The sequence below is a fragment of the Paraburkholderia sp. BL6665CI2N2 genome, assembly GCF_004366535.1.
GTDB lineage: Bacteria > Pseudomonadota > Gammaproteobacteria > Burkholderiales > Burkholderiaceae > Paraburkholderia.
In genome coordinates this window covers 5191424-5210696 of the sequence record NZ_SORC01000001.1, presented here as the reverse complement: position 1 = coordinate 5210696, position 19273 = coordinate 5191424, and the positions used below count along the sequence as shown (strand labels likewise).

12 protein-coding genes and 2 rRNA genes are annotated in these 19273 nt (G+C 60.2%); 12 read left to right on the top strand and 2 right to left on the bottom strand.

Annotation, left to right across the window (positions count from 1 at the left end):
* The first annotated feature begins 115 nt into the window (after positions 1–115).
* Both B0G81_RS23270 and rrf read left to right on the top strand, forming a co-directional pair.
* Positions 116–2997: ribosomal RNA gene (locus B0G81_RS23270) — 23S ribosomal RNA — on the top strand.
* A gap of 207 nt (positions 2998–3204) precedes the next feature.
* Positions 3205–3318 (top strand): 5S ribosomal RNA (gene rrf, locus B0G81_RS23265).
* Positions 3319–3505: 187 nt separating this feature from the next.
* On the opposite strand, the gene B0G81_RS23260 is transcribed toward rrf, so the two are convergent.
* Positions 3506–4702 (bottom strand): M20 aminoacylase family protein, encoded by a 1197-nt coding sequence (locus B0G81_RS23260; RefSeq protein ID WP_134143191.1) that lies wholly within the window; start codon positions 4700–4702, stop codon positions 3506–3508.
* Positions 4703–4889: 187 nt separating this feature from the next.
* Here B0G81_RS23260 and B0G81_RS23255 point away from each other — a divergent pair, with 187 nt between their 5' ends.
* Together B0G81_RS23255 and B0G81_RS23250 are read left to right on the top strand one after the other, a co-directional pair.
* Positions 4890–6968: a molybdopterin oxidoreductase family protein gene (locus B0G81_RS23255; RefSeq protein WP_134138459.1), complete on the top strand. Its 2079-nt coding sequence runs from the start codon at positions 4890–4892 to the stop codon at positions 6966–6968.
* A gap of 146 nt (positions 6969–7114) precedes the next feature.
* On the top strand, positions 7115–8788 hold the full coding sequence (locus B0G81_RS23250) for a long-chain fatty acid--CoA ligase (RefSeq protein WP_134138458.1): 1674 nt from the start codon (positions 7115–7117) through the stop codon (positions 8786–8788).
* A gap of 201 nt (positions 8789–8989) precedes the next feature.
* On the opposite strand, the gene B0G81_RS23245 is transcribed toward B0G81_RS23250, so the two are convergent.
* A complete protein-coding gene (locus B0G81_RS23245) occupies positions 8990–10159 on the bottom strand; it encodes a porin (RefSeq protein ID WP_106285154.1) in 1170 nt (389 codons plus the stop codon).
* A 303-nt stretch (positions 10160–10462) separates the two neighbouring features.
* Here B0G81_RS23245 and coq7 point away from each other — a divergent pair, with 303 nt between their 5' ends.
* From coq7 to mraY, 8 genes are all read left to right on the top strand, one after another.
* Positions 10463–11101 carry a 2-polyprenyl-3-methyl-6-methoxy-1,4-benzoquinone monooxygenase gene (gene coq7 / locus B0G81_RS23240; RefSeq protein ID WP_134138457.1) on the top strand — a complete coding sequence of 213 codons (639 nt, stop codon included), beginning with the start codon at positions 10463–10465 and terminating at the stop codon, positions 11099–11101.
* A gap of 410 nt (positions 11102–11511) precedes the next feature.
* Positions 11512–11940 (top strand): division/cell wall cluster transcriptional repressor MraZ, encoded by a 429-nt coding sequence (mraZ, locus tag B0G81_RS23235; protein WP_012434430.1) that lies wholly within the window; start codon positions 11512–11514, stop codon positions 11938–11940.
* Positions 11941–11955: 15 nt separating this feature from the next.
* Entirely contained in the window at positions 11956–12909 is a 954-nt protein-coding gene (gene rsmH / locus B0G81_RS23230; RefSeq protein WP_106285156.1) for a 16S rRNA (cytosine(1402)-N(4))-methyltransferase RsmH, read from the top strand.
* Positions 12906–13256, top strand: a complete 351-nt coding sequence (ftsL, locus tag B0G81_RS23225) for a cell division protein FtsL (protein WP_106285157.1) — start codon at positions 12906–12908, stop codon at positions 13254–13256. The genes rsmH and ftsL overlap by 4 nt, the downstream gene beginning before the upstream one ends.
* A complete protein-coding gene (locus B0G81_RS23220) occupies positions 13253–15118 on the top strand; it encodes a penicillin-binding protein 2 (RefSeq protein WP_134138456.1) in 1866 nt (621 codons plus the stop codon). The genes ftsL and B0G81_RS23220 overlap by 4 nt, the downstream gene beginning before the upstream one ends.
* Entirely contained in the window at positions 15115–16662 is a 1548-nt protein-coding gene (locus tag B0G81_RS23215; RefSeq protein ID WP_134138455.1) for a UDP-N-acetylmuramoyl-L-alanyl-D-glutamate--2,6-diaminopimelate ligase, read from the top strand. Before B0G81_RS23220 ends, B0G81_RS23215 begins: the two co-directional genes overlap by 4 nt.
* Positions 16659–18071 carry a UDP-N-acetylmuramoyl-tripeptide--D-alanyl-D-alanine ligase gene (gene murF / locus B0G81_RS23210; protein ID WP_134138454.1) on the top strand — a complete coding sequence of 471 codons (1413 nt, stop codon included), beginning with the start codon at positions 16659–16661 and terminating at the stop codon, positions 18069–18071. The genes B0G81_RS23215 and murF overlap by 4 nt, the downstream gene beginning before the upstream one ends.
* A 17-nt stretch (positions 18072–18088) precedes the next feature.
* Positions 18089–19258: a phospho-N-acetylmuramoyl-pentapeptide-transferase gene (gene mraY, locus B0G81_RS23205; RefSeq protein ID WP_106285161.1), complete on the top strand. Its 1170-nt coding sequence runs from the start codon at positions 18089–18091 to the stop codon at positions 19256–19258.
* The last annotated feature ends 15 nt before the right edge of the window (positions 19259–19273 follow it).

The following is a 19273-nucleotide window of genomic DNA, read 5'->3' as shown; positions in this document are numbered from 1 at the left end:
TGTGATTGTATCAATGTATGAAAAGAGAGATCGAAAGATCGCTTTTGGAATACGGCGCAACACGAATACTCAACCTGTAGCGGCATGTGAATCGGGAGAGACACACCCGTTATAGGGTCAAGCGAACAAGTGCATGTGGTGGATGCCTTGGCGATCACAGGCGATGAAGGACGCGGTAGCCTGCGAAAAGCGGTGGGGAGCTGGCAAACGAGCTTTGATCCACCGATATCCGAATGGGGAAACCCGGCCCGTATGGGTCATCCGTAGCTGAATACATAGGCTACGCGAAGCGAACGCGGTGAACTGAAACATCTAAGTAACCGCAGGAAAAGAAATCAACCGAGATTCCCAGAGTAGTGGCGAGCGAAATGGGACCAGCCTGCATTCTTTATCTGAACTGTTAGCCAAACGCTCTGGAAAGTGCGGCCATAGCGGGTGATAGCCCCGTAGGCGAAAACAGATTGGAAGAACTAGGTATGCGACAAGTAGGGCGGGACACGTGAAATCCTGTCTGAAGATGGGGGGACCATCCTCCAAGGCTAAATACTCGTGATCGACCGATAGTGAACCAGTACCGTGAGGGAAAGGCGAAAAGAACCCCGGGAGGGGAGTGAAACAGATCCTGAAACCGCATGCATACAAACAGTCGGAGCCTTTGAAAGAGGGTGACGGCGTACCTTTTGTATAATGGGTCAGCGACTTACATTCAGTGGCAAGCTTAACCGATTAGGGCAGGCGTAGCGAAAGCGAGTCCGAACAGGGCGATTCAGTCGCTGGGTGTAGACCCGAAACCAGGTGATCTATCCATGGCCAGGATGAAGGTGCGGTAACACGTACTGGAGGTCCGAACCCACTAACGTTGAAAAGTTAGGGGATGAGCTGTGGATAGGGGTGAAAGGCTAAACAAACCTGGAAATAGCTGGTTCTCTCCGAAAACTATTTAGGTAGTGCCTCGTGTATCACCTTCGGGGGTAGAGCACTGTCATGGTTGTGGGGTCCATTGCGGATTACTACGCCATAGCAAACTCCGAATACCGAAGAGTGCAATCACGGGAGACAGACATCGGGTGCTAACGTCCGGTGTCAAGAGGGAAACAACCCAGACCGCCAGCTAAGGTCCCCAAATATTGCTAAGTGGGAAACGAAGTGGGAAGGCTAAAACAGTCAGGAGGTTGGCTTAGAAGCAGCCATCCTTTAAAGAAAGCGTAATAGCTCACTGATCGAGTCGTCCTGCGCGGAAGATGTAACGGGGCTAAGCAATATACCGAAGCTGCGGATGCACATTTATGTGCATGGTAGGAGAGCGTTCCGTAAGCCTGCGAAGGTGCACTGGAAAGTGTGCTGGAGGTATCGGAAGTGCGAATGCTGACATGAGTAGCGATAAAGGGGGTGAAAAGCCCCCTCGCCGTAAGCCCAAGGTTTCCTACGCAACGTTCATCGGCGTAGGGTGAGTCGGCCCCTAAGGCGAGGCAGAAATGCGTAGCTGATGGGAAGCAGGTTAATATTCCTGCACCATTGTTAAATGCGATGGGGGGACGGATCGCGGAAGGTTGTCCGGGTGTTGGAAGTCCCGGTCCTTGCATTGGAGAAGGCGCTTTGGCAAATCCGGGCGCAGGATTCAAGGGTGCGAGGCCATTCACTTCGGTGAAGAAGCAATCGGAAGTGGTTCCAAGAAAAGCCTCTAAGCTTCAGTTTAACAAGACCGTACCGCAAACCGACACAGGTGGGCGAGATGAGTATTCTAAGGCGCTTGAGAGAACTCGGGAGAAGGAACTCGGCAAATTGGTACCGTAACTTCGGGATAAGGTACGCCCCTGTAGCTTGATGCCCCTGCGGGCAGAGGGTGAAGGGGTTGCAATAAACTGGTGGCTGCGACTGTTTAATAAAAACACAGCACTCTGCAAACACGAAAGTGGACGTATAGGGTGTGACGCCTGCCCGGTGCCGGAAGATTAAATGATGGGGTGCAAGCTCTTGATTGAAGTCCCGGTAAACGGCGGCCGTAACTATAACGGTCCTAAGGTAGCGAAATTCCTTGTCGGGTAAGTTCCGACCTGCACGAATGGCGTAACGATGGCCACACTGTCTCCTCCCGAGACTCAGCGAAGTTGAAGTGTTTGTGATGATGCAATCTCCCCGCGGCTAGACGGAAAGACCCCATGAACCTTTACTGTAGCTTTGCATTGGACTTTGAACCGGTCTGTGTAGGATAGGTGGGAGGCTTTGAAGCGTGGACGCCAGTCTGCGTGGAGCCGCCCTTGAAATACCACCCTGGTTTGTTTGAGGTTCTAACCTTGGTCCGTAATCCGGATCGGGGACAGTGCATGGTAGGCAGTTTGACTGGGGCGGTCTCCTCCCAAAGTGTAACGGAGGAGTACGAAGGTACGCTAGGTACGGTCGGAAATCGTGCTGATAGTGCAATGGCATAAGCGTGCTTAACTGCGAGACCGACAAGTCGAGCAGGTGCGAAAGCAGGTCATAGTGATCCGGTGGTTCTGTATGGAAGGGCCATCGCTCAACGGATAAAAGGTACTCTGGGGATAACAGGCTGATACCGCCCAAGAGTTCATATCGACGGCGGTGTTTGGCACCTCGATGTCGGCTCATCTCATCCTGGGGCTGTAGCCGGTCCCAAGGGTATGGCTGTTCGCCATTTAAAGAGGTACGTGAGCTGGGTTTAAAACGTCGTGAGACAGTTTGGTCCCTATCTGCCGTGGGCGCTGGATATTTGAAGGGGGCTGCTCCTAGTACGAGAGGACCGGAGTGGACGAACCTCTGGTGTACCGGTTGTCACGCCAGTGGCATCGCCGGGTAGCTATGTTCGGAAGAGATAACCGCTGAAAGCATCTAAGCGGGAAACTCGCCTTAAGATGAGATATCCCCGGGGCTTCGAGCCCCTTGAAGGGTCGTTCAAGACCAGGACGTTGATAGGTCAGGTGTGGAAGCGCAGTAATGCGTTAAGCTAACTGATACTAATTGCCCGTAAGGCTTGATCCTATAACAGGTGTGTTTTGCGATGATCGTTAGTGCTTCAGCACTGACGGGCATCCCACCCCCGAAGGGGGCAAGGACACTCAGGTTAAGTGATCGTGTTGTGCCAGAAACAACACAACCCCAACAGCTTTACCCCTGGTGAGCATCACCAGAAACTACTTCTTCCCGATTGGCTGTATTGCTCCACGAGCAGTGCAGCAACAAGTCATGCCTGATGACCATAGCGAGTCGGTCCCACCCCTTCCCATCCCGAACAGGACCGTGAAACGACTCCACGCCGATGATAGTGCGGATTACCCGTGTGAAAGTAGGTAATCGTCAGGCTCCCCAGCAGCAAACAGAAACCCCACCCCACAAAGGTGGGGTTTCTGCGTTTACAACCCCACCGCCATACACGTAGAAAATCCACGGGATAAATCACCTCATTCCCATCCGAAGAAATCATTCATAGCGCAACCAGAGATGGCTCGGCGGCGAACCATTTACCGCCGCCAACCCCCTCGAAAATATTCTATTTGCCCTGCGCCAGAAACCGCTGTGCCAGCCGTACCCAGTACGTCGAGCCGATCGGCAACAACTCGTCGTTAAAGTCATAGCTCGCGTTATGCAGCATGCAGGGACCCGCGCCATGGCCCGAATCTCGGTGCCCACCATCGCCATTACCCAGGAACGCGTAACAACCCGGTTTGGCGAGCAACATGAAAGAGAAGTCCTCCGCGCCCATCGTTGGTTCGACCGCGTCGTCGACTTTATCTGCACCGACAATTTCCTTCATCACCGTCGCTGCAAAGCGGGCCTCCTCGCTGCTGTTGATCGTCGGCGGGTAGTTTCGGTGAAAACGAATATCGACCGAGCAATCGTAGGCCTCGGCCGTGCTCTCCGCGATCTTGCGCATGCGCGCTTCGATCAGATCTAGCGTCTCGGTCGCAAACGTCCGTACGGTGCCCGCGATCCACGCATTGTTCGGGACGACGTTGACCGCGTCGCCGGCGTGAATCTGCGTGATCGACAACACGGCGGTGTCGAGCGGTTTCTTGTTCCGCGTGATGATGCTCTGCAATCCATTCGCAATCTGTACGGCAGTGAAGACAGGATCGCGGCCGTTGTGCGGCAGCGCGGCGTGCGAGCCCACGCCTTTGATTTCAATGTGAAATTCGTTGCTCGACGCCATGATTGGACCTTCGGTCACGCCGAAGTGTCCCGCCGGCATGCCCGGCCAGTTATGAATACCGAATACTGCGTCGACCGGAAATTTCGCGAATAGGCCGTCGTCGATCATGGCCTGCGCACCGGCGCCCCCTTCTTCGGCAGGCTGGAAAATGAACACGATTGTGCCGTCGAATTCGCCATGTTTGACCAGGTGCCGCGCGGCACCGAGCAGCATCGCGGTATGTCCGTCATGGCCGCACGCGTGCATCTTGCCGTCGTTTTTCGACCGATGGTCGAAGCTGTTCAGTTCCTGTATCGGCAACGCATCCATATCGGCCCGCAGACCAATGGAGCGTGAACCATTGCCGCGTTTCAGCACACCGACCACGCCGGTTTTGCCCAACCCTCGATGAGTTTCGATGCCCCAGGACTCGAGCGTTCGTGCCACCAGATCGGCCGTCGCCGTCTCCTCGTAACGCAGTTCCGGATGGGCGTGGATTGTTCGTCGGAGGGTCTGAATTTCGCCGTGAGCGGCTTGGATTTCGGGGATAAGTTTCATGATGGAGTGGTGACGCGTCTGTGCTTTGGCTTGCGTGGAATCGCTCGGGGCCACACTGGCCCGGGCACGGTAATAACCGATTCTACGCCCAAGGCCTTTTTGGCGGCAGCGCGCAGGCCACGCAGCAATTGCCGTAATAGAATCCGGGATTGCTACACCGCTCACCGCCTTCTTGAAAGGATCGCCGATGAATGCTCTGACCGAACTCGCTCGCGCCGTATGCCCGCACGACTGCCCCGACACCTGCGCGATGCGGGTGACGGTCGCGGCTGGACGTGCGATCAAGGTCGTCGCTGATCCCGAACATCCGCCGACCCAAGGCGCGCTGTGCGCCAAGGTCAGCCGCTATGCTGAGCGCGTGCATCATCCGCAAAGATTGACGACGCCGATGAAGCGCGTCGGCCGTAAAGGCGAGGGCCGCTTTGAGCCGATCAGTTGGGATGCGGCGTTCCAGCTCGCGGCAGGCCGTCTCTCAGAGATTGCGAGTCGCGCGCCGGAAGCGATTGTCCCTTACAGCTATGCCGGCACGATGGGTTTGGTCCAGGGCGACAGCATCGCGCAACGATTTTTCCACAAGCTCGGCGCATCGCAACTGGACCGGACGATCTGCGCGTCCGCCGGCGCCGCCGGTTTGAAGTACACCTATGGCGCAAGCCTTGGCATGCTCACCGAGTTTTTCGACGAGAGCGAAGTTATCCTCATTTGGGGGTCCAATCCCATCGCATCGAGCCTGCATTTCTGGACCCGCGCTCAACAGGCCAAACGCCGCGGCGCACAGCTGATCGCAATCGATCCATACCGCTCGCTGACCGCCGAAAAGTGCCATCAGCATATCGCCCTGAAACCCGGCACCGATGGTGCCTTGGCGCTCGGCATGATGAACGTGTTGATCGCGGAAAATCTGCTCGATCACGCCTACATTGAGGCACACACATTAGGTTTTGATGAACTGAAGGCCCGCGCGTTGAATTACCCACCGTCGCGTGTTGCTGGAATTTGCGACGTTGATGAAAGCGTTATCATCGATCTTGCGCGACTTTACGGCAGTACTAAAAAGTCCGCGATCCGCATGAATTACGGTCTGCAGCGCGTGCGTGGCGGCGGCAATGCCGTGCGCGCTATCGCCTGCCTGCCGTCGTTGACGGGCGCGTGGCGCGAAAGAGCGGGTGGCGTGCTGCTGTCCTCGGGCGGTTGGGCGCCGGTCGACTCGCATGCGTTGCAGCGTCCGGACCTGATGCCGGGCTGGCCGTCCAAGGTCAGCCGCGTCATCAATATGAATACAATCGGCGATGCGTTGCTGCACAAGGGCGACACCGCGTTCGGCCCTAAAGTCGAAGCGATCGTCGTCTACAACTCGAATCCGGTGGCCGTCGCGCCGGATTCCGAGCGAGTCGCAGCGGGTTTCGCGCGTGAGGATCTCTTCACCATCGTGCTGGAGCATTTCCAGACCGACACCGCCGACTACGCCGATCTGCTCCTGCCCGCAACGACTCAGCTCGAACACTTCGATGTCCATAAGTCATACGGCCACACACACGTGATGGTCAACTTGCCGGCAATCGCTCCGGTCGGCGGCGCACTTCCGAACACGGAGATTTTCCGCGGCTTCGCGCGTCACATGGGACTGAGCGAGCCGGCGCTTTTCGAAAGCGACGAGACCGTCGCCAAAAATGCATTCCGCTGGCAGGACAAAACGCTCGAAGGCGTGGATTGGCAGACGTTGAAGCAAACCGGCTGGGCCCGGCTGAACCTGCCCGACGCACCTTTCGCAGAAGGCGGCTTCCGAACGCCGTCCGGCAAATGCGAGTTCTACAGTGAACGCCTCGCGCAGCAGGGGCTCGACCCGCTCCCGGACTATCTGCCGCCCTACGAATCCGCCGACGGCGCACCGGAGCTGGCCGCCCGCTACCCGCTTGCGATGATCTCGCCGCCGGCCCGCAACTTCCTGAACAGCACCTTCGTGAACGTCGAAAGTCTGCGTTCGACGGAAGGCGAGCCGCACCTCGACATGCATCCGGCCGACGCTCAATCGCGGGAGATCGTCGATGGCGCTCGGGTGCGGATCTTTAACGATCGCGGTTCCATGCAGGCGCGCGTGCGCGTCACGGATAAAGCCCGTCAAGGGCTCGTGGTCGGCCTGTCGATCTGGTGGAAAAAGCTCGCGTCCGACGGTCGCAATGCCAATCAACTCACCAGCCAGGCGCTCACCGATCTGGGCGGGTCGGCAACTTTCTACGACTGCCTGGTCGAAGTCGAGCGCGTCTGAATTCCGCTCGGTCGTCCCGCAGCCCGCGTCCTTCACAGGTTCGAGGCTGCAGTCTAACCAAGCCGCTTTTCGCGAATAGCACCGAGGTGCCCATGCTACGATGTGTTTTTAGCACGACCATTCGAAAATAAAGGAGGAGACGCTGCATGGACAAAATCTGGCTGAAATCTTATCCGCCCGGCGTTCCCGCAGAGATCGACCCGAGCCGCTATTCGTCGGTCGGAGAACTGCTCGAGGAGGCCTTCCGCGACCACCGCGCCAAACCGGCGTTCGTCTGCATGGGCAAGGAGATCAGCTACGGCGAGCTTGACGCGCTTTCGCGCAAACTCGCCGCGTGGTTTCAATCGAAGAGCCTCGCCCGCGGCGCGCGCATCGCGATCATGATGCCCAACGTGCTGCAATATCCGGTGGCCATTGCAGCCATTTTGCGCGCGGGTTATGTAGTCGTGAACGTGAACCCGCTTTACACGCCTCGCGAGCTCGAGCATCAGCTCAAGGACAGCGGCGCGGAAGCGATCATTCTGCTCGAGAACTTTGCGGTCACACTGCAGGCGATCGTGCGCAACACGTCGATCAAGCACATCGTGGTGGCCGCGATGGGCGACCTGATGGGGATCAAGGGCACGCTAGTGAATTTCGTCGTGCGCAAGATGAAGAAGATGGTGCCGGCCTGGAGTCTGCCGGGTCACGTCAAGTTCAACACCGCCATCGCGGAAGGCGCACGCCAGAATTTCAAAGCGGTCCAGCAGGGTCCTGACGACGTCGCTTTTCTCCAGTACACGGGCGGCACGACAGGCGTGGCCAAGGGCGCGACGCTGCTGCATCGGAACCTGATTGCGAATGTGCTGCAGTCGGAGATCTGGCTCGATCCGGTTCGCGCGAATCGCACGGATATCGGTCAGTTCGTCACCGTCGTGGCGTTGCCGCTGTATCACGTGTTCGCGCTGACCGTGTGCGGTCTGTTGACGATCCGTACCGGCGGCCTCGGTGTACTCATTCCGAATCCGCGCGACATTCCGGGCATGATCAAGGCGCTCGAAGGCTATCCGATCACGACGATTCCCGCCGTCAACACGCTGTACAACGCGTTGTTGAATAGCCCGGATTTCCACAAGCTCGATTTTTCGAAGCTGATCGCCGCGAATGGCGGCGGTATGGCGGTGCAGGAAGCTGTCGCCAAGCGCTGGTACGAAGAGACTCATACGCCGATTATCGAAGGCTACGGTTTGTCGGAGACGTCACCGTGCGTGACCTGCAATCCGGTCACGGTCACCGAATACAGCGGAACGATCGGCCTGCCGCTGCCGTCGACGGAAATCTCGATTCGTGACGACGAGGGCAATGAAGTGCCGCTCGGCCAGCCTGGCGAAATCTGCATCCGCGGCCCGCAGGTCATGGCGGGTTACTGGAACCGGCCCGACGAAACCGCGAAGGTGATGACGCCGGACGGCTTCTTCAAATCGGGCGATGTCGGCCTGATGAACGACGGTGGCTTCGTCAAGATCGTCGACCGTAAGAAGGACATGATTCTGGTGTCCGGTTTCAACGTCTATCCGAATGAAATCGAAGACGTGGTCGCCAAACTGCCGGGCGTGTTCGAAGTCGCCGCGGTGGGCGTGCCGGACCAGCATTCGGGCGAAGCAGTGAAACTGTTTGTCGTGAAGAAGGATCAGGCGCTCACTGATGCCGACATCTTCGCGTACTGCAAGCAGCAGTTGACCGGCTACAAGCGGCCTAAGATCGTCGAGTTCCGCACTGAACTACCGAAGAGCAATGTCGGCAAGATTCTGCGCCGTGAGTTGCGCGACGGACGGGCGTAGGCGGAATCGCACACTGATTGGGCAAGAAGCCGGCAAGAAGCTGACAAGAAGCGGCGAGTAAGCGAAAAAGGCCCGGCGGACGCAAGTCTGCCGGGCCTTTTCTTTCGCGCAGCAATCGCATGGCAAAACCAGTCGGCAGCGCGCGCCATAAAAAAAGGCGCCCGAAGGCGCCTTTGAGGCAGACTGCTTTTTTACGACTTATTAGAACTTGTGGCGGATACCGACGCGAGCCGCGAGTTGGTTCTGGTTCGACGAGCCCGACAGGCCGTTGATGCCTGCCGTTGCGTTGACCGTAGCACCCGCTGCGTTGATCGTATCGCCCAGAGCGTGTTGGTACACGCCAATCACGTACACGTCCGTGCGCTTGGACAGGAAGTAATCCACGCCGAGCGAGCCTTGGTGGTATTGAGCACGCGAGTTGCCGTTGATTTCCGCGCCGCGCGTGTAGTCATACGCTGCGCCGACCAGCAATGCCGGGGTCAACTGATACTTGAAGTTCAGTTCCGCATTGTTGAACGTAGCCGACTGGCCCTTGAACGGCGATGCGAACGAAGCGCCCAGGTTGGCGAAGCGGATGTTCGAGTACGTCGCACCGATGGTCGCTGCGCCGAACGTGTAAGCGCCGCCTGCACCGATCACTTGATACGTGTTAGCCGACGAGAAGCCAGCGTACACCGGCGAAGTCACAGCCGCGGCCGGCGTTGCAGCCGTACCGCCGTTGTTGAACAGGCCGCCCGAAGCTGCCGGCGTGCGTGCGTTCAAATAGCCAACGCCCAAGACCAACGGACCGTTGTTGTAGCCAGCGCCCAACGACCAGATCTGGTTCGACGTGACGTTGCCGGCAACGCCGCCGAAGCTGTACGTGCCGCCGAACTTCAGGCCGCCGTAATCAGCGCTCGTGTACTTGACCGTGTTGTTGGTACGGTACGCGTTGTTGAAGTTGTCGATGTCGCCCGGGTGAGCAGCGATGTAGCCGCCCCATTGGTCGCCGGCTTCCAGCGGACCGACGTAGTCGACGACGGAGTCGTACTGACGACCCAGCGTGACCGTACCGAACTGGCTCGACAGGCCAACGTAAGCTTGACGACCGAACATCAGGCCGCCTTGACCCAGCTTGCCGTTGTTCACGTCAAAGCCGTTTTCCAACACGAAGATTGCCTTCAGACCGCCGCCCAGATCTTCCGTGCCGCGCAGGCCGAAACGCGAGCCTTGCATGACGCCGCTGGACAGGTTGTACAGGTGCTTGCCACCCGAATTGGTGTTGATGTTGAAGCCTTCGTCAATGATACCGTACAGGGTCACGCTGCTCTGAGCATGTGCGACGCCTGCGAATGCGCCCAGTGCTGCGAGAGCGAGAAGCGACTTTTTCATCGAATGATCTCCAAGGATTACGAATCTTTTGTACAAGGCAGAATATTTATCTAGCGTTGAGGCCTTGCATGTCCAACTTCGCGAGAAGTTGCACGTAATGTAACAAAAGGCATACATGGCACAAAGAAAAAGGAGCGGGGCGCGAAGGCTCCTGTTTCGTTTACGCAACATGGTCTAAAATCAGAAATTGGCCGCCCGATTCATGCGGTTTGAAGGTTTTTGCGAAGCCGGTTTTGCACTGCAAAGCCTTGTCGAGCGGACCTGGCGGATCGGTGAGGCGGTTGTCGAGTGAGGGAGTGCTGAATGTTTCTGGACGAGTTGATTAGCGAGTTTGATCGGGGTTTACGCTCAATGACCGGCGTGTCGCGGATGAGTCGTCCGTTGCCGGTGCCGCAAGAATCCGCGGTGACCGAACCAGCGGTCGAACTCTCACCGGCCGAGCGTGCGCACGCGGCCGGCTTGATGCGCGTGAATCACGTCGGCGAGGTCTGCGCCCAGGCGCTCTATCAGGCTCAGAAACTCGCGACCAAATCGCCGTCTTTGCGGGCCGTGTTCAATCGCGCGGCGATCGAGGAAGAAGATCATCTCGCGTGGACTTTCAAACGTCTCGAAGCGCTCGACTCGCGCCCCAGTCTGCTGAACCCGCTCTGGTATACAGGCGCGCTCGCAATCGGTCTCGCGGCAGGACGCATGGGCGACCGCGTCAGCCTCGGCTTCATGGCCGAAACCGAGCGTCAGGTGGAGTTGCATCTCGACGGCCACCTGAACGATTTGCCGGCAGCCGATCACGAGTCGCGTGCAATCGTCGAGCAGATGCGCGCGGACGAAGCGGAACACGGCAAGGCGGCGATGGAAGCCGGTGGCCTCGAGCTACCGTTGCCCGCGCGCGCGCTGATGCGCGCCGTGTCGAAAGTCATGACGCGTACCGCCTATTACATATAAGTTAAAGCCAACTGTTCATGTACATCTCGAAAGTGGGACGGCGCCTCGCGCCGTTCGCCTGAAGCACCCAGAAACGCCATCCCACGTCTGCCGATCCCGCTTAACGATCTCTTTCATTCCGCGCCTTTCCCCAGCACTTTTCACGTATCACCTTCACAAGCTGCACTAGCTCGTTCATTTATAACGGTTTTCCGTTTTATGCTCGACGTGAAGGAGTCGCGCTAAGTCCTTGTTCTAACAAACAAAATTCGCTGGAAAAGCACGTATCTCCCTTGACCCCCGTTTAGCGTTCCTCTAAAGTGGGAGACAGTGTGAGAAAGTGTATTTTTGTGTGATCTCACGAGCGGTTTCGGGTAGATTTTCATGGGTCGGGCAGCTGGCGCGCCAATGCGCCAAATGGGGAGAGCGAAGTGTTCCAAGGGGCGTCGGCGCTGACGCTCGATGCGAAAGGGCGGATGTCTATTCCCTCTCGATATCGGGATGCGCTGCAGACACAGGCAGAGGGCCGGGTGACGATCACCAAGCACCCGGACGGCTGCCTGTTGCTCTTTCCGCGCCCGGAGTGGGAGATCTTCCGCGACAAGGTCGACAAGCTGCCGATGAACGCGACCTGGTGGAAGCGCATTTTTCTCGGCAATGCAATGGACGTTGAAATGGACGGCGCAGGGCGCGTGCTCGTATCGCCGGAATTGCGCACGGCTGGTGGATTGGAAAAAGAAGTGACCTTGCTTGGCATGGGTCGTCACTTCGAGTTGTGGGATGCACAAACATACGCTGCGAAGGAACAGGCGGCAATGGCCGAGGGCATGCCCGACGCGTTAAAAGATTTCACGTTCTGATCGCGGTTTACATATATGGCACCTGCGATGGGAAACGAATTGCAGCATCGCACGGTGCTGCTGGAAGAAGCGGTCCAGGCGCTGGTCACGCGCGCAGACGGCGTCTATGTGGACGGCACGTTCGGGCGCGGTGGGCATAGCCGCCTGGTGCTGGAAAAGCTGGCTGAGTCGGGGCGTCTGATCGCTTTCGACAAAGACCCGCTCGCCATCGCCACGGCGCAGCAGATTGCGGATCCGCGCTTCGGCATCGTGCACGAGAGTTTTGCTTCACTGCGCACCGCGATTGCGGAGCGCGGCGTAGGACGGGTGTCGGGCGTTTTATTGGATCTGGGCGTGTCGTCGCCGCAAGTCGACGATCCGGAGCGGGGCTTCAGCTTTCGCGCCGACGGCCCGCTCGACATGCGGATGGACCCGACGCGCGGCGAATCGGCGGCTGATTGGCTTGCGCGGGCCACGGTGCAGGAATTGACGGAGGTGATACGAGATTATGGGGAAGAACGGTTTGCTTTTCAGATTGCAAAGGCGCTTGTTGCTCGCCGGGCAGAGTCCGACCGTCTTGGGCCTCTCGTCAGCACGGGCGAGCTTGCCCAAATCGTGGCTAACGTCGTCAAAACCCGTGAGAAGGGCAAGGATCCGGCAACCCGCACCTTTCAAGCTATACGGATTCACATCAATCAAGAGCTTGCGGAGCTGCAAGTCGTTTTAGAAGCAGCGTTGTCGCTGTTGGAGCAAGGGGGGCGGCTGGTGGTCATCAGCTTTCATTCGCTCGAGGACCGGATCGTCAAGCGATTCATGCAGGCGCACGCGAGTACGCCGACGGTGGATCGCCGTCTGCCGATTCGCGCAGTCGATCTGCCGAGCCCTCCGCTCAAAATCATCGGCCGCGTATTCGCGAGCGACGCTGAAGTCGCCGCGAATCCGCGCGCCCGTTCTGCCGTGATGCGTGTGGCGGAGCGGATCGCACCATGAACCGTCTCAATATCTTCCTGCTGATCATCGTGATGGGCTGCGCTCTGTCCGTCGTCAATGCCACCAATCAGCAGCGCCAGATCTTTATCCAGTTGCAGCGCGCTCAATCGCAGGAGCGTCAACTGCAGCAGGATTATTCGCAACTTCAATATCAGCAGAGCGCGCTGTCGAAAACGTCGCGCATCGAGACTATCGCCACTGATTCCCTGAAGATGCAATCGGTCGCCACCGGCCGCACCCAGTACCTCACGCTCGATCCGGGCGCGGCGAAAGCCGAAGATGCACCGATTCCGACTTCCGGCCCGGCATCGGCGCCGGCACCGACCCGTCGCGGAGGTGTGCGATGAAAAAATCGTCGACTCGCAAGAGCGTGGCTTTCTCGGCCAATCCGATCCTGTCGGTGCGCCTGCCGATGTGGCGCTCGAAACTCGTCGTGTTCCTGCTGTTCATGGCGTTCGTCGCGCTGACCGCGCGCGCCTTCTGGATTCAGGGCCCGGGCAACGCGTTCTATCAGAAGCAGGGTGAAATCCGCTATCAGCGCCGGCTCGAACTGCCGGCCACGCGCGGCAAGATTCTCGACCGCAATGGTCTCGTGCTGGCCACGAGTCTGCCGGTGCGCGCGATCTGGGCGATTCCCGAATCGGTGCCGGACGACCTTGGCGCGGACAAGCTCACGTCGCTCGGCAAACTGCTCGGCATGACTAATAAGGAACTGCGCGCCAAGCTCTCGGAAGACAAGACCTTCGTTTACGTCAAGCGCCAGGTGCCGGTGGATGTCGCCGCTAAAGTCGCCGCGCTGGAGATCCCCGGTATTTACGCGCGCGACGAGTACAAGCGCTTCTATCCGGAAGGCGAGATCACGGCCCACCTGATCGGCTTCACCAATGTGGAAGACGAAGGCCAGGAAGGCGTCGAGCTCGGCGACCAGAAGCTGCTCGCCGGCATGTCGGGCAGCCGCCGCGTGATCAAGGACCGCATGGGCCACATCATCGAAGACGTGGACGAGCAGGTCGTGCCACACAACGGCCAGGACGTGGATCTCTCGATCGACAGCAAGATTCAGTACATCGCCTACACGAACCTGAAGGCGGCTGTCGAGAAATTCAAGGCGAAGGCCGGCGCGGCCATGGTGATCGACGTGCGCACCGGCGAAGTGCTGGCGCTCGTCAATTACCCGACCTACAACCCGAACGACCGTTCACACCTGACCGGCGATCAGCTGCGCAACCGCATCCTGACCGACACGTTCGAGCCCGGCTCGATCATGAAGCCGTTCACGGTTTCGCTCGCGCTCGATCTGCACCGCGTCACGCCGACTACACTGGTTGATACAGGCGGCGGCCGCTTCGTGCTCGACGGTGCGCCGATTACCGACGACAGCGCGTTCGGCGTGCTGACGGTGGGCGGCGTGATCCAGAAGTCGAGCAACATCGGCGCGACGAAGATCGCCATGCAGCTCAAGCCCGAAGAGATGTGGAACATGTACACCAGCATCGGTCTCGGCCAGGCGCCGAAGGTCGGATTCCCGGGCGCGGCGGCCGGCCGTCTGCGTCCGTGGAAGAGCTGGCGCCGCATCGAGCAGGCCACCATGTCGTACGGTTACGGTCTGTCGGTGTCGCTGTTCCAGTTGGGCCGCGCTTATACGGCAATCGCGCACGACGGCGAGATCATGCCGGTGTCGATTTTCCGCACGCCTGGCGATCAGCCGGCCACCGGCCCGCAGATTTTCGCGCCTACTACCGCACGTCAAGTGCGCGCCATGCTCGAAACCGTCACGGCGCCGGGCGGCACCTCGCCGGATGCGGCGGTGCCGGGCTATCGCGTCGGCGGCAAGAGCGGCACGGCGTACAAGCACGGCGCGCACGGCTACGACCACTCGAAATATCGCGCTTCGTTCGTCGGTATGGCGCCGATGCCGAACCCGCGCATCGTCGTGGCCGTCTCCGTCGACGAACCGACGGCGGGCAGCCACTTCGGCGGTCAGGTCTCGGGCCCGGTGTTCTCGAGCATCGTCGGCGACACGCTGCGCTCCTTGAATGTGCCACCGGACATGCCGGTCAAGCAAATGGTGGTGTCGGACGATTCGGCACCGGCCGCACCGACCGCGCCCGCCACGCCGGCCACGGCCAAGAAGCTCTCCACCAGCGCCGGCGCGAAGAAGATGACGATTTCCGCAAACGGGAAAAGCCATCCGGGAGTCGTGCGATGACCATGTTGCGGAAGAAGCATCCCGCACAGCGGCAGATCGCCGACGCCCTCGCCTGGCTGCATGCTCACGTGCAGCCAGGCGCGCATCTGCATGCCGACACGCGCTCGCTCGCGGCCGGCGACGCGTTTTTCGCCTATGCCGTGGATGGCGCGGACAACCGCCCGTTCATCGACGGCGCGATCGAACGTGGCGCTGCCGCCGTGCTGGTTCAGCCCGAAGGCTTCAGCGGCGCGATCGATCCGTCGAACACGCTGGCCGTGCCGGCGTTGAACGAACTGGCGGGTTCGATTGCGAGCAGCTGGTACAGCGATCCGAGCGACAGCATGCTGACGCTCGGCGTTACCGGCACGAACGGCAAGACCTCGTGCAGCCAGTGGATCGCGGCGGCGCTGACGGCGCTCGGCACGCGTTGCGCGATCATCGGCACGCTCGGCACCGGCTTGCCGGGCCACCTGGTGCACAGCGGCTTTACTACGCCCGACGCGCCGCAATTGCAGCGCAGTCTCGCGCAGTTGCGCGACGCGGGCGCGCAGGCGGTGGCCATGGAAGTGTCGTCGCACGCGCTGCATCAGGGGCGCGTGAACGGCACGGCGTTCGACATCGCCGTGTTCACGAATCTTACGCAGGACCATCTCGACTATCACCACACGTTCGAAGCCTACGAAGCCGCCAAGGCGCGTCTGTTCGCCTGGCCGGAACTGCGCGCGGCCGTGATCAATCGCGACGATGCAGCCGGCCGCCGTTTGCTCGCGAGCACGCAAGGCCATGCACGCACCATCGCCTATGGGCTGGACGAAACGCTACAAGACGCGCCGCAAGCCGACGCGCTTCTGCTCGCTTCGAATGTGCGCGCTACGGCCACAGGCACCGCGTTCCATCTGAGTACTTCCGATTGGGGCGATGCCGAAGTGGAAGTACAGACGCTCGGCGCGTTCAACGTCAGCAATCTGCTCGGCGTGCTGGGCGCATTGCTCGCCGCGGACGTCCCTTTCGACGCCGCCGTGGCCGAACTTGCAAAGCTCGAGTCGGTGAACGGGCGCATGCAGCGGCTCGGTGGCCGCTTGCAGAACGACGAGCCGCTCGTCGTGATCGACTACGCGCACACGCCGGACGCGCTGGAAAAAACACTCGAAGCATTGCGCCCGATGGCGACCGCGCGCGGCGGCGAACTGATCTGCATGTTCGGCTGCGGCGGTAACCGCGACGCGACCAAGCGTCCGCTGATGGGCGCGATCGCCGAGAAAATCGCCGACGGCGTCGTGGTCACCAGCGACAACCCGCGCAGCGAAGATCCGCAAGCCATCATCGAGCAGATCGCGGCGGGCATGAAAGACGCGTCGAAAGCGCGGCGTATCGAGGACCGCGCGAGCGCGATTCTGCAAGCGATCCGCAGCGCCGCGCGCGAAGACGTCATCGTGCTGGCCGGCAAGGGGCACGAAGCAACACAGGAAATCATGGGCAAGAAACGCGCTTTCTCGGATCAGGACCACGCTCGCCTCGCGCTAGCCGCGCGCGCGACGCACGCACGCGGAGGTGGCGAATGAACATGTTCTCTCTGCGTGAAGCCGCCGCGCTGATCTCGGGCGCGACCGTGCTGGGTGACGAGGGCGTTACCTTCGAACGCGTCTCGACCGACAGCCGTAGCGCGGGCCCCGGCGATCTGTTCGTCGCGATCAAGGGCGATCGCTTCGACGCCCACGACTTTCTGCCGGACGTCGCCGCGCGCAACGTGAGCGCTGTTCTCGTCACGCGCACGCCGCAAGACTGGACTGTGCCGGCGCTCAAAGTTACCGACACGCGCATCGCGCTCGGCGCGCTCGCACGCGGCTGGCGCCGCCAGTTCAGCATGCCGCTCGTCGCGGTGACGGGCAGCAACGGCAAGACCACGGTCAAGGAAATGATCGCGTCGATTTTCGCCGCCGCAGTCGGCGCCGACGCGCGTCTCGCGACCGCGGGCAACTTTAACAACGACATCGGCTTGCCGCTCACGCTGTTCCGTCTGCACGCAGCGCATCGGCTGGCAGTGGTCGAACTGGGCATGAATCATCCGGGCGAAACCTCGGAGCTCGCGAAGATCGCTGAGCCGACGGTCGCCGTGGTGAACAACGCGCAGCGCGAGCATCAGGAATTCATGGCGACGGTCGAAGCGGTCGCGCTCGAACATGCGAGCGTGATTCATGCGCTCTCGCCGGAAGGCGTCGCGGTGTTCCCCGCCGACGACGCCTACGCGAGCATCTGGCGCGTGGCCGCAACCGGCAATCGCATCATGGACTTCGCGCTGAACTCCGCCGAGCGCATCACCGAAGCCGCAGTAAAAGGCACGTTCGCCGGCAACGTCCTGAGCATCGACACGCCGGAAGGCCAAATCGAAGTTACGCTGAAAGTGCTGGGCGACCACAACGCGCACAACGCCTTGGCCGCAACGTCGGCAGCGTTGGCCGCGGGCGTGTCGCTCGACGCGATCAAGCGCGGCCTCGAATCGTTCGGCGCCGTGAAGGGCCGCTTGCAGGTGAAGCAGGCCGTACTCGGCTCGCTCGCCGGCGCCACCGTCATCGACGACACCTACAACGCCAATCCCGATTCGATGCGGGCCGCGATCGACGTGCTCGCCTCCCGCGCCGCGCCGCGCGTGCTGGTGATGGGCGACATGGGCGAAGTCGGCGACAACGGCCCGGCGTTTCACCGCGAAATCGGTGCTTACGCCAAGGAACGTGGTATCGACGCGCTGTACGCAATGGGCGACGCCTCGCGCGACGCCTGCACCGCGTATGGCGCGAACGCGCATCACGTCGCCGACATCGGCACGCTGGTCGCGCAATTGCAGCAGGCCGGTTTCGGTCCTGGTGCAACGCTTCTCGTGAAAGGCTCGCGCTTCATGCAGATGGAGCGCGTGGTGGACGCCGTAACGAGTCCACAACCCAACGCAGCGGGCAGTACGCCCGCCGCACATTGAAATAGAAGGACCGAAGCATGCTACTGGCGCTGGCGCAATGGCTGCAGAATGACGCAAGCTTCTTGCGCGTGTTCAGTTATCTGACTTTCCGTGCGGTGATGGCGACCATCACCGCGCTGCTGATCGGGCTCGTCTGCGGCCCGGCGGTGATTCGCAAGCTGACCTCGATGAAGGTCGGTCAGGCCGTTCGTAAAGACGGCCCGCAAACTCACCTCGTCAAATCCGGCACGCCGACCATGGGCGGCGTGCTGATTCTGCTCGGCATCGCCGTGGCGACGTTGTTGTGGGCCGATCTGACCAATCGCTTCATCTGGATCGTGATGCTCGTCACGTTCGGTTTCGGCGTGATCGGCTGGGTCGACGATTACCGCAAGGTGGTCTACAAGGATCCGCGCGGCATGTCGTCGCGCGAAAAGTATTTCTGGCAGTCGGTGATCGGTCTGTTCGCGGCGGTTTATCTGGCTTTCAGCGTGTCAGAAGCGAGCAATGTGCGCGTGTTCGACCTGTTCATGGCGTGGGTGCGCAGCGGCCTCTCGATGGGCTTGCCGGCGCGTGCCGACCTGATGCTGCCGTTCGTCAAATCGATCAGCTATCCGCTCGGCGTGTGGGGCTTCATCGTGCTGACGTATCTGGTGATCGTCGGCGCGAGCAACGCGGTCAATCTCACCGACGGCCTCGACGGTCTCGTGATCATGCCGGTCGTGCTGGTCGGCGCATCGCTCGGTGTGTTCGCTTACGTGATGGGCAGTTCGGTTTACTCGAAATACCTGCTGTTTCCGCATATCGCCGGCGCGGGCGAATTGCTGATCTTCTGTTCGGCAATGGGCGGGGCAGGGCTCGCGTTCCTCTGGTTCAACACGCATCCGGCGCAAATGTTCATGGGCGACGTCGGGGCGCTCGCGCTCGGCGGCGCGCTCGGCACGGTGGCGGTGATCGTGCGCCAGGAAATCGTGCTCTTCATCATGGGCGGAATTTTCGTCGCGGAGACGCTCTCCGTGATGTTGCAAGTGACGTGGTTCAAATTCACCAAGCGCCGCTTCGGTGAAGGGCGGCGTCTCTTCAAGATGGCGCCGCTGCATCACCATTTCGAATTGTCGGGTTGGAAGGAAACGCAAGTGGTCGTGCGCTTCTGGATCATCACGTTGATGTTGTGTCTCTTTGGTTTGTCCACGCTCAAACTGCGTTAAGCAGCAGGTCCTTAA

Excerpts from the sequence above, each read along its gene's own strand:
- B0G81_RS23260 (WP_134143191.1), bottom strand. The coding sequence starts at position 4,702 with ATGAAACTTATCCCCGAAATCCAAGCCGCTCACGGCGAAATTCAGACC.
- B0G81_RS23255 (WP_134138459.1), top strand. The coding sequence starts at position 4,890 with ATGAATGCTCTGACCGAACTCGCTCGCGCCGTATGCCCGCACGACTGC.
- B0G81_RS23250 (WP_134138458.1), top strand. The coding sequence starts at position 7,115 with ATGGACAAAATCTGGCTGAAATCTTATCCGCCCGGCGTTCCCGCAGAG.
- B0G81_RS23245 (WP_106285154.1), bottom strand. The coding sequence starts at position 10,159 with ATGAAAAAGTCGCTTCTCGCTCTCGCAGCACTGGGCGCATTCGCAGGC.
- coq7 (WP_134138457.1), top strand. The coding sequence starts at position 10,463 with ATGTTTCTGGACGAGTTGATTAGCGAGTTTGATCGGGGTTTACGCTCA.
- rsmH (WP_106285156.1), top strand. The coding sequence starts at position 11,956 with ATGGCACCTGCGATGGGAAACGAATTGCAGCATCGCACGGTGCTGCTG.
- ftsL (WP_106285157.1), top strand. The coding sequence starts at position 12,906 with ATGAACCGTCTCAATATCTTCCTGCTGATCATCGTGATGGGCTGCGCT.
- B0G81_RS23220 (WP_134138456.1), top strand. The coding sequence starts at position 13,253 with ATGAAAAAATCGTCGACTCGCAAGAGCGTGGCTTTCTCGGCCAATCCG.
- B0G81_RS23215 (WP_134138455.1), top strand. The coding sequence starts at position 15,115 with ATGACCATGTTGCGGAAGAAGCATCCCGCACAGCGGCAGATCGCCGAC.
- murF (WP_134138454.1), top strand. The coding sequence starts at position 16,659 with ATGAACATGTTCTCTCTGCGTGAAGCCGCCGCGCTGATCTCGGGCGCG.
- mraY (WP_106285161.1), top strand. The coding sequence starts at position 18,089 with ATGCTACTGGCGCTGGCGCAATGGCTGCAGAATGACGCAAGCTTCTTG.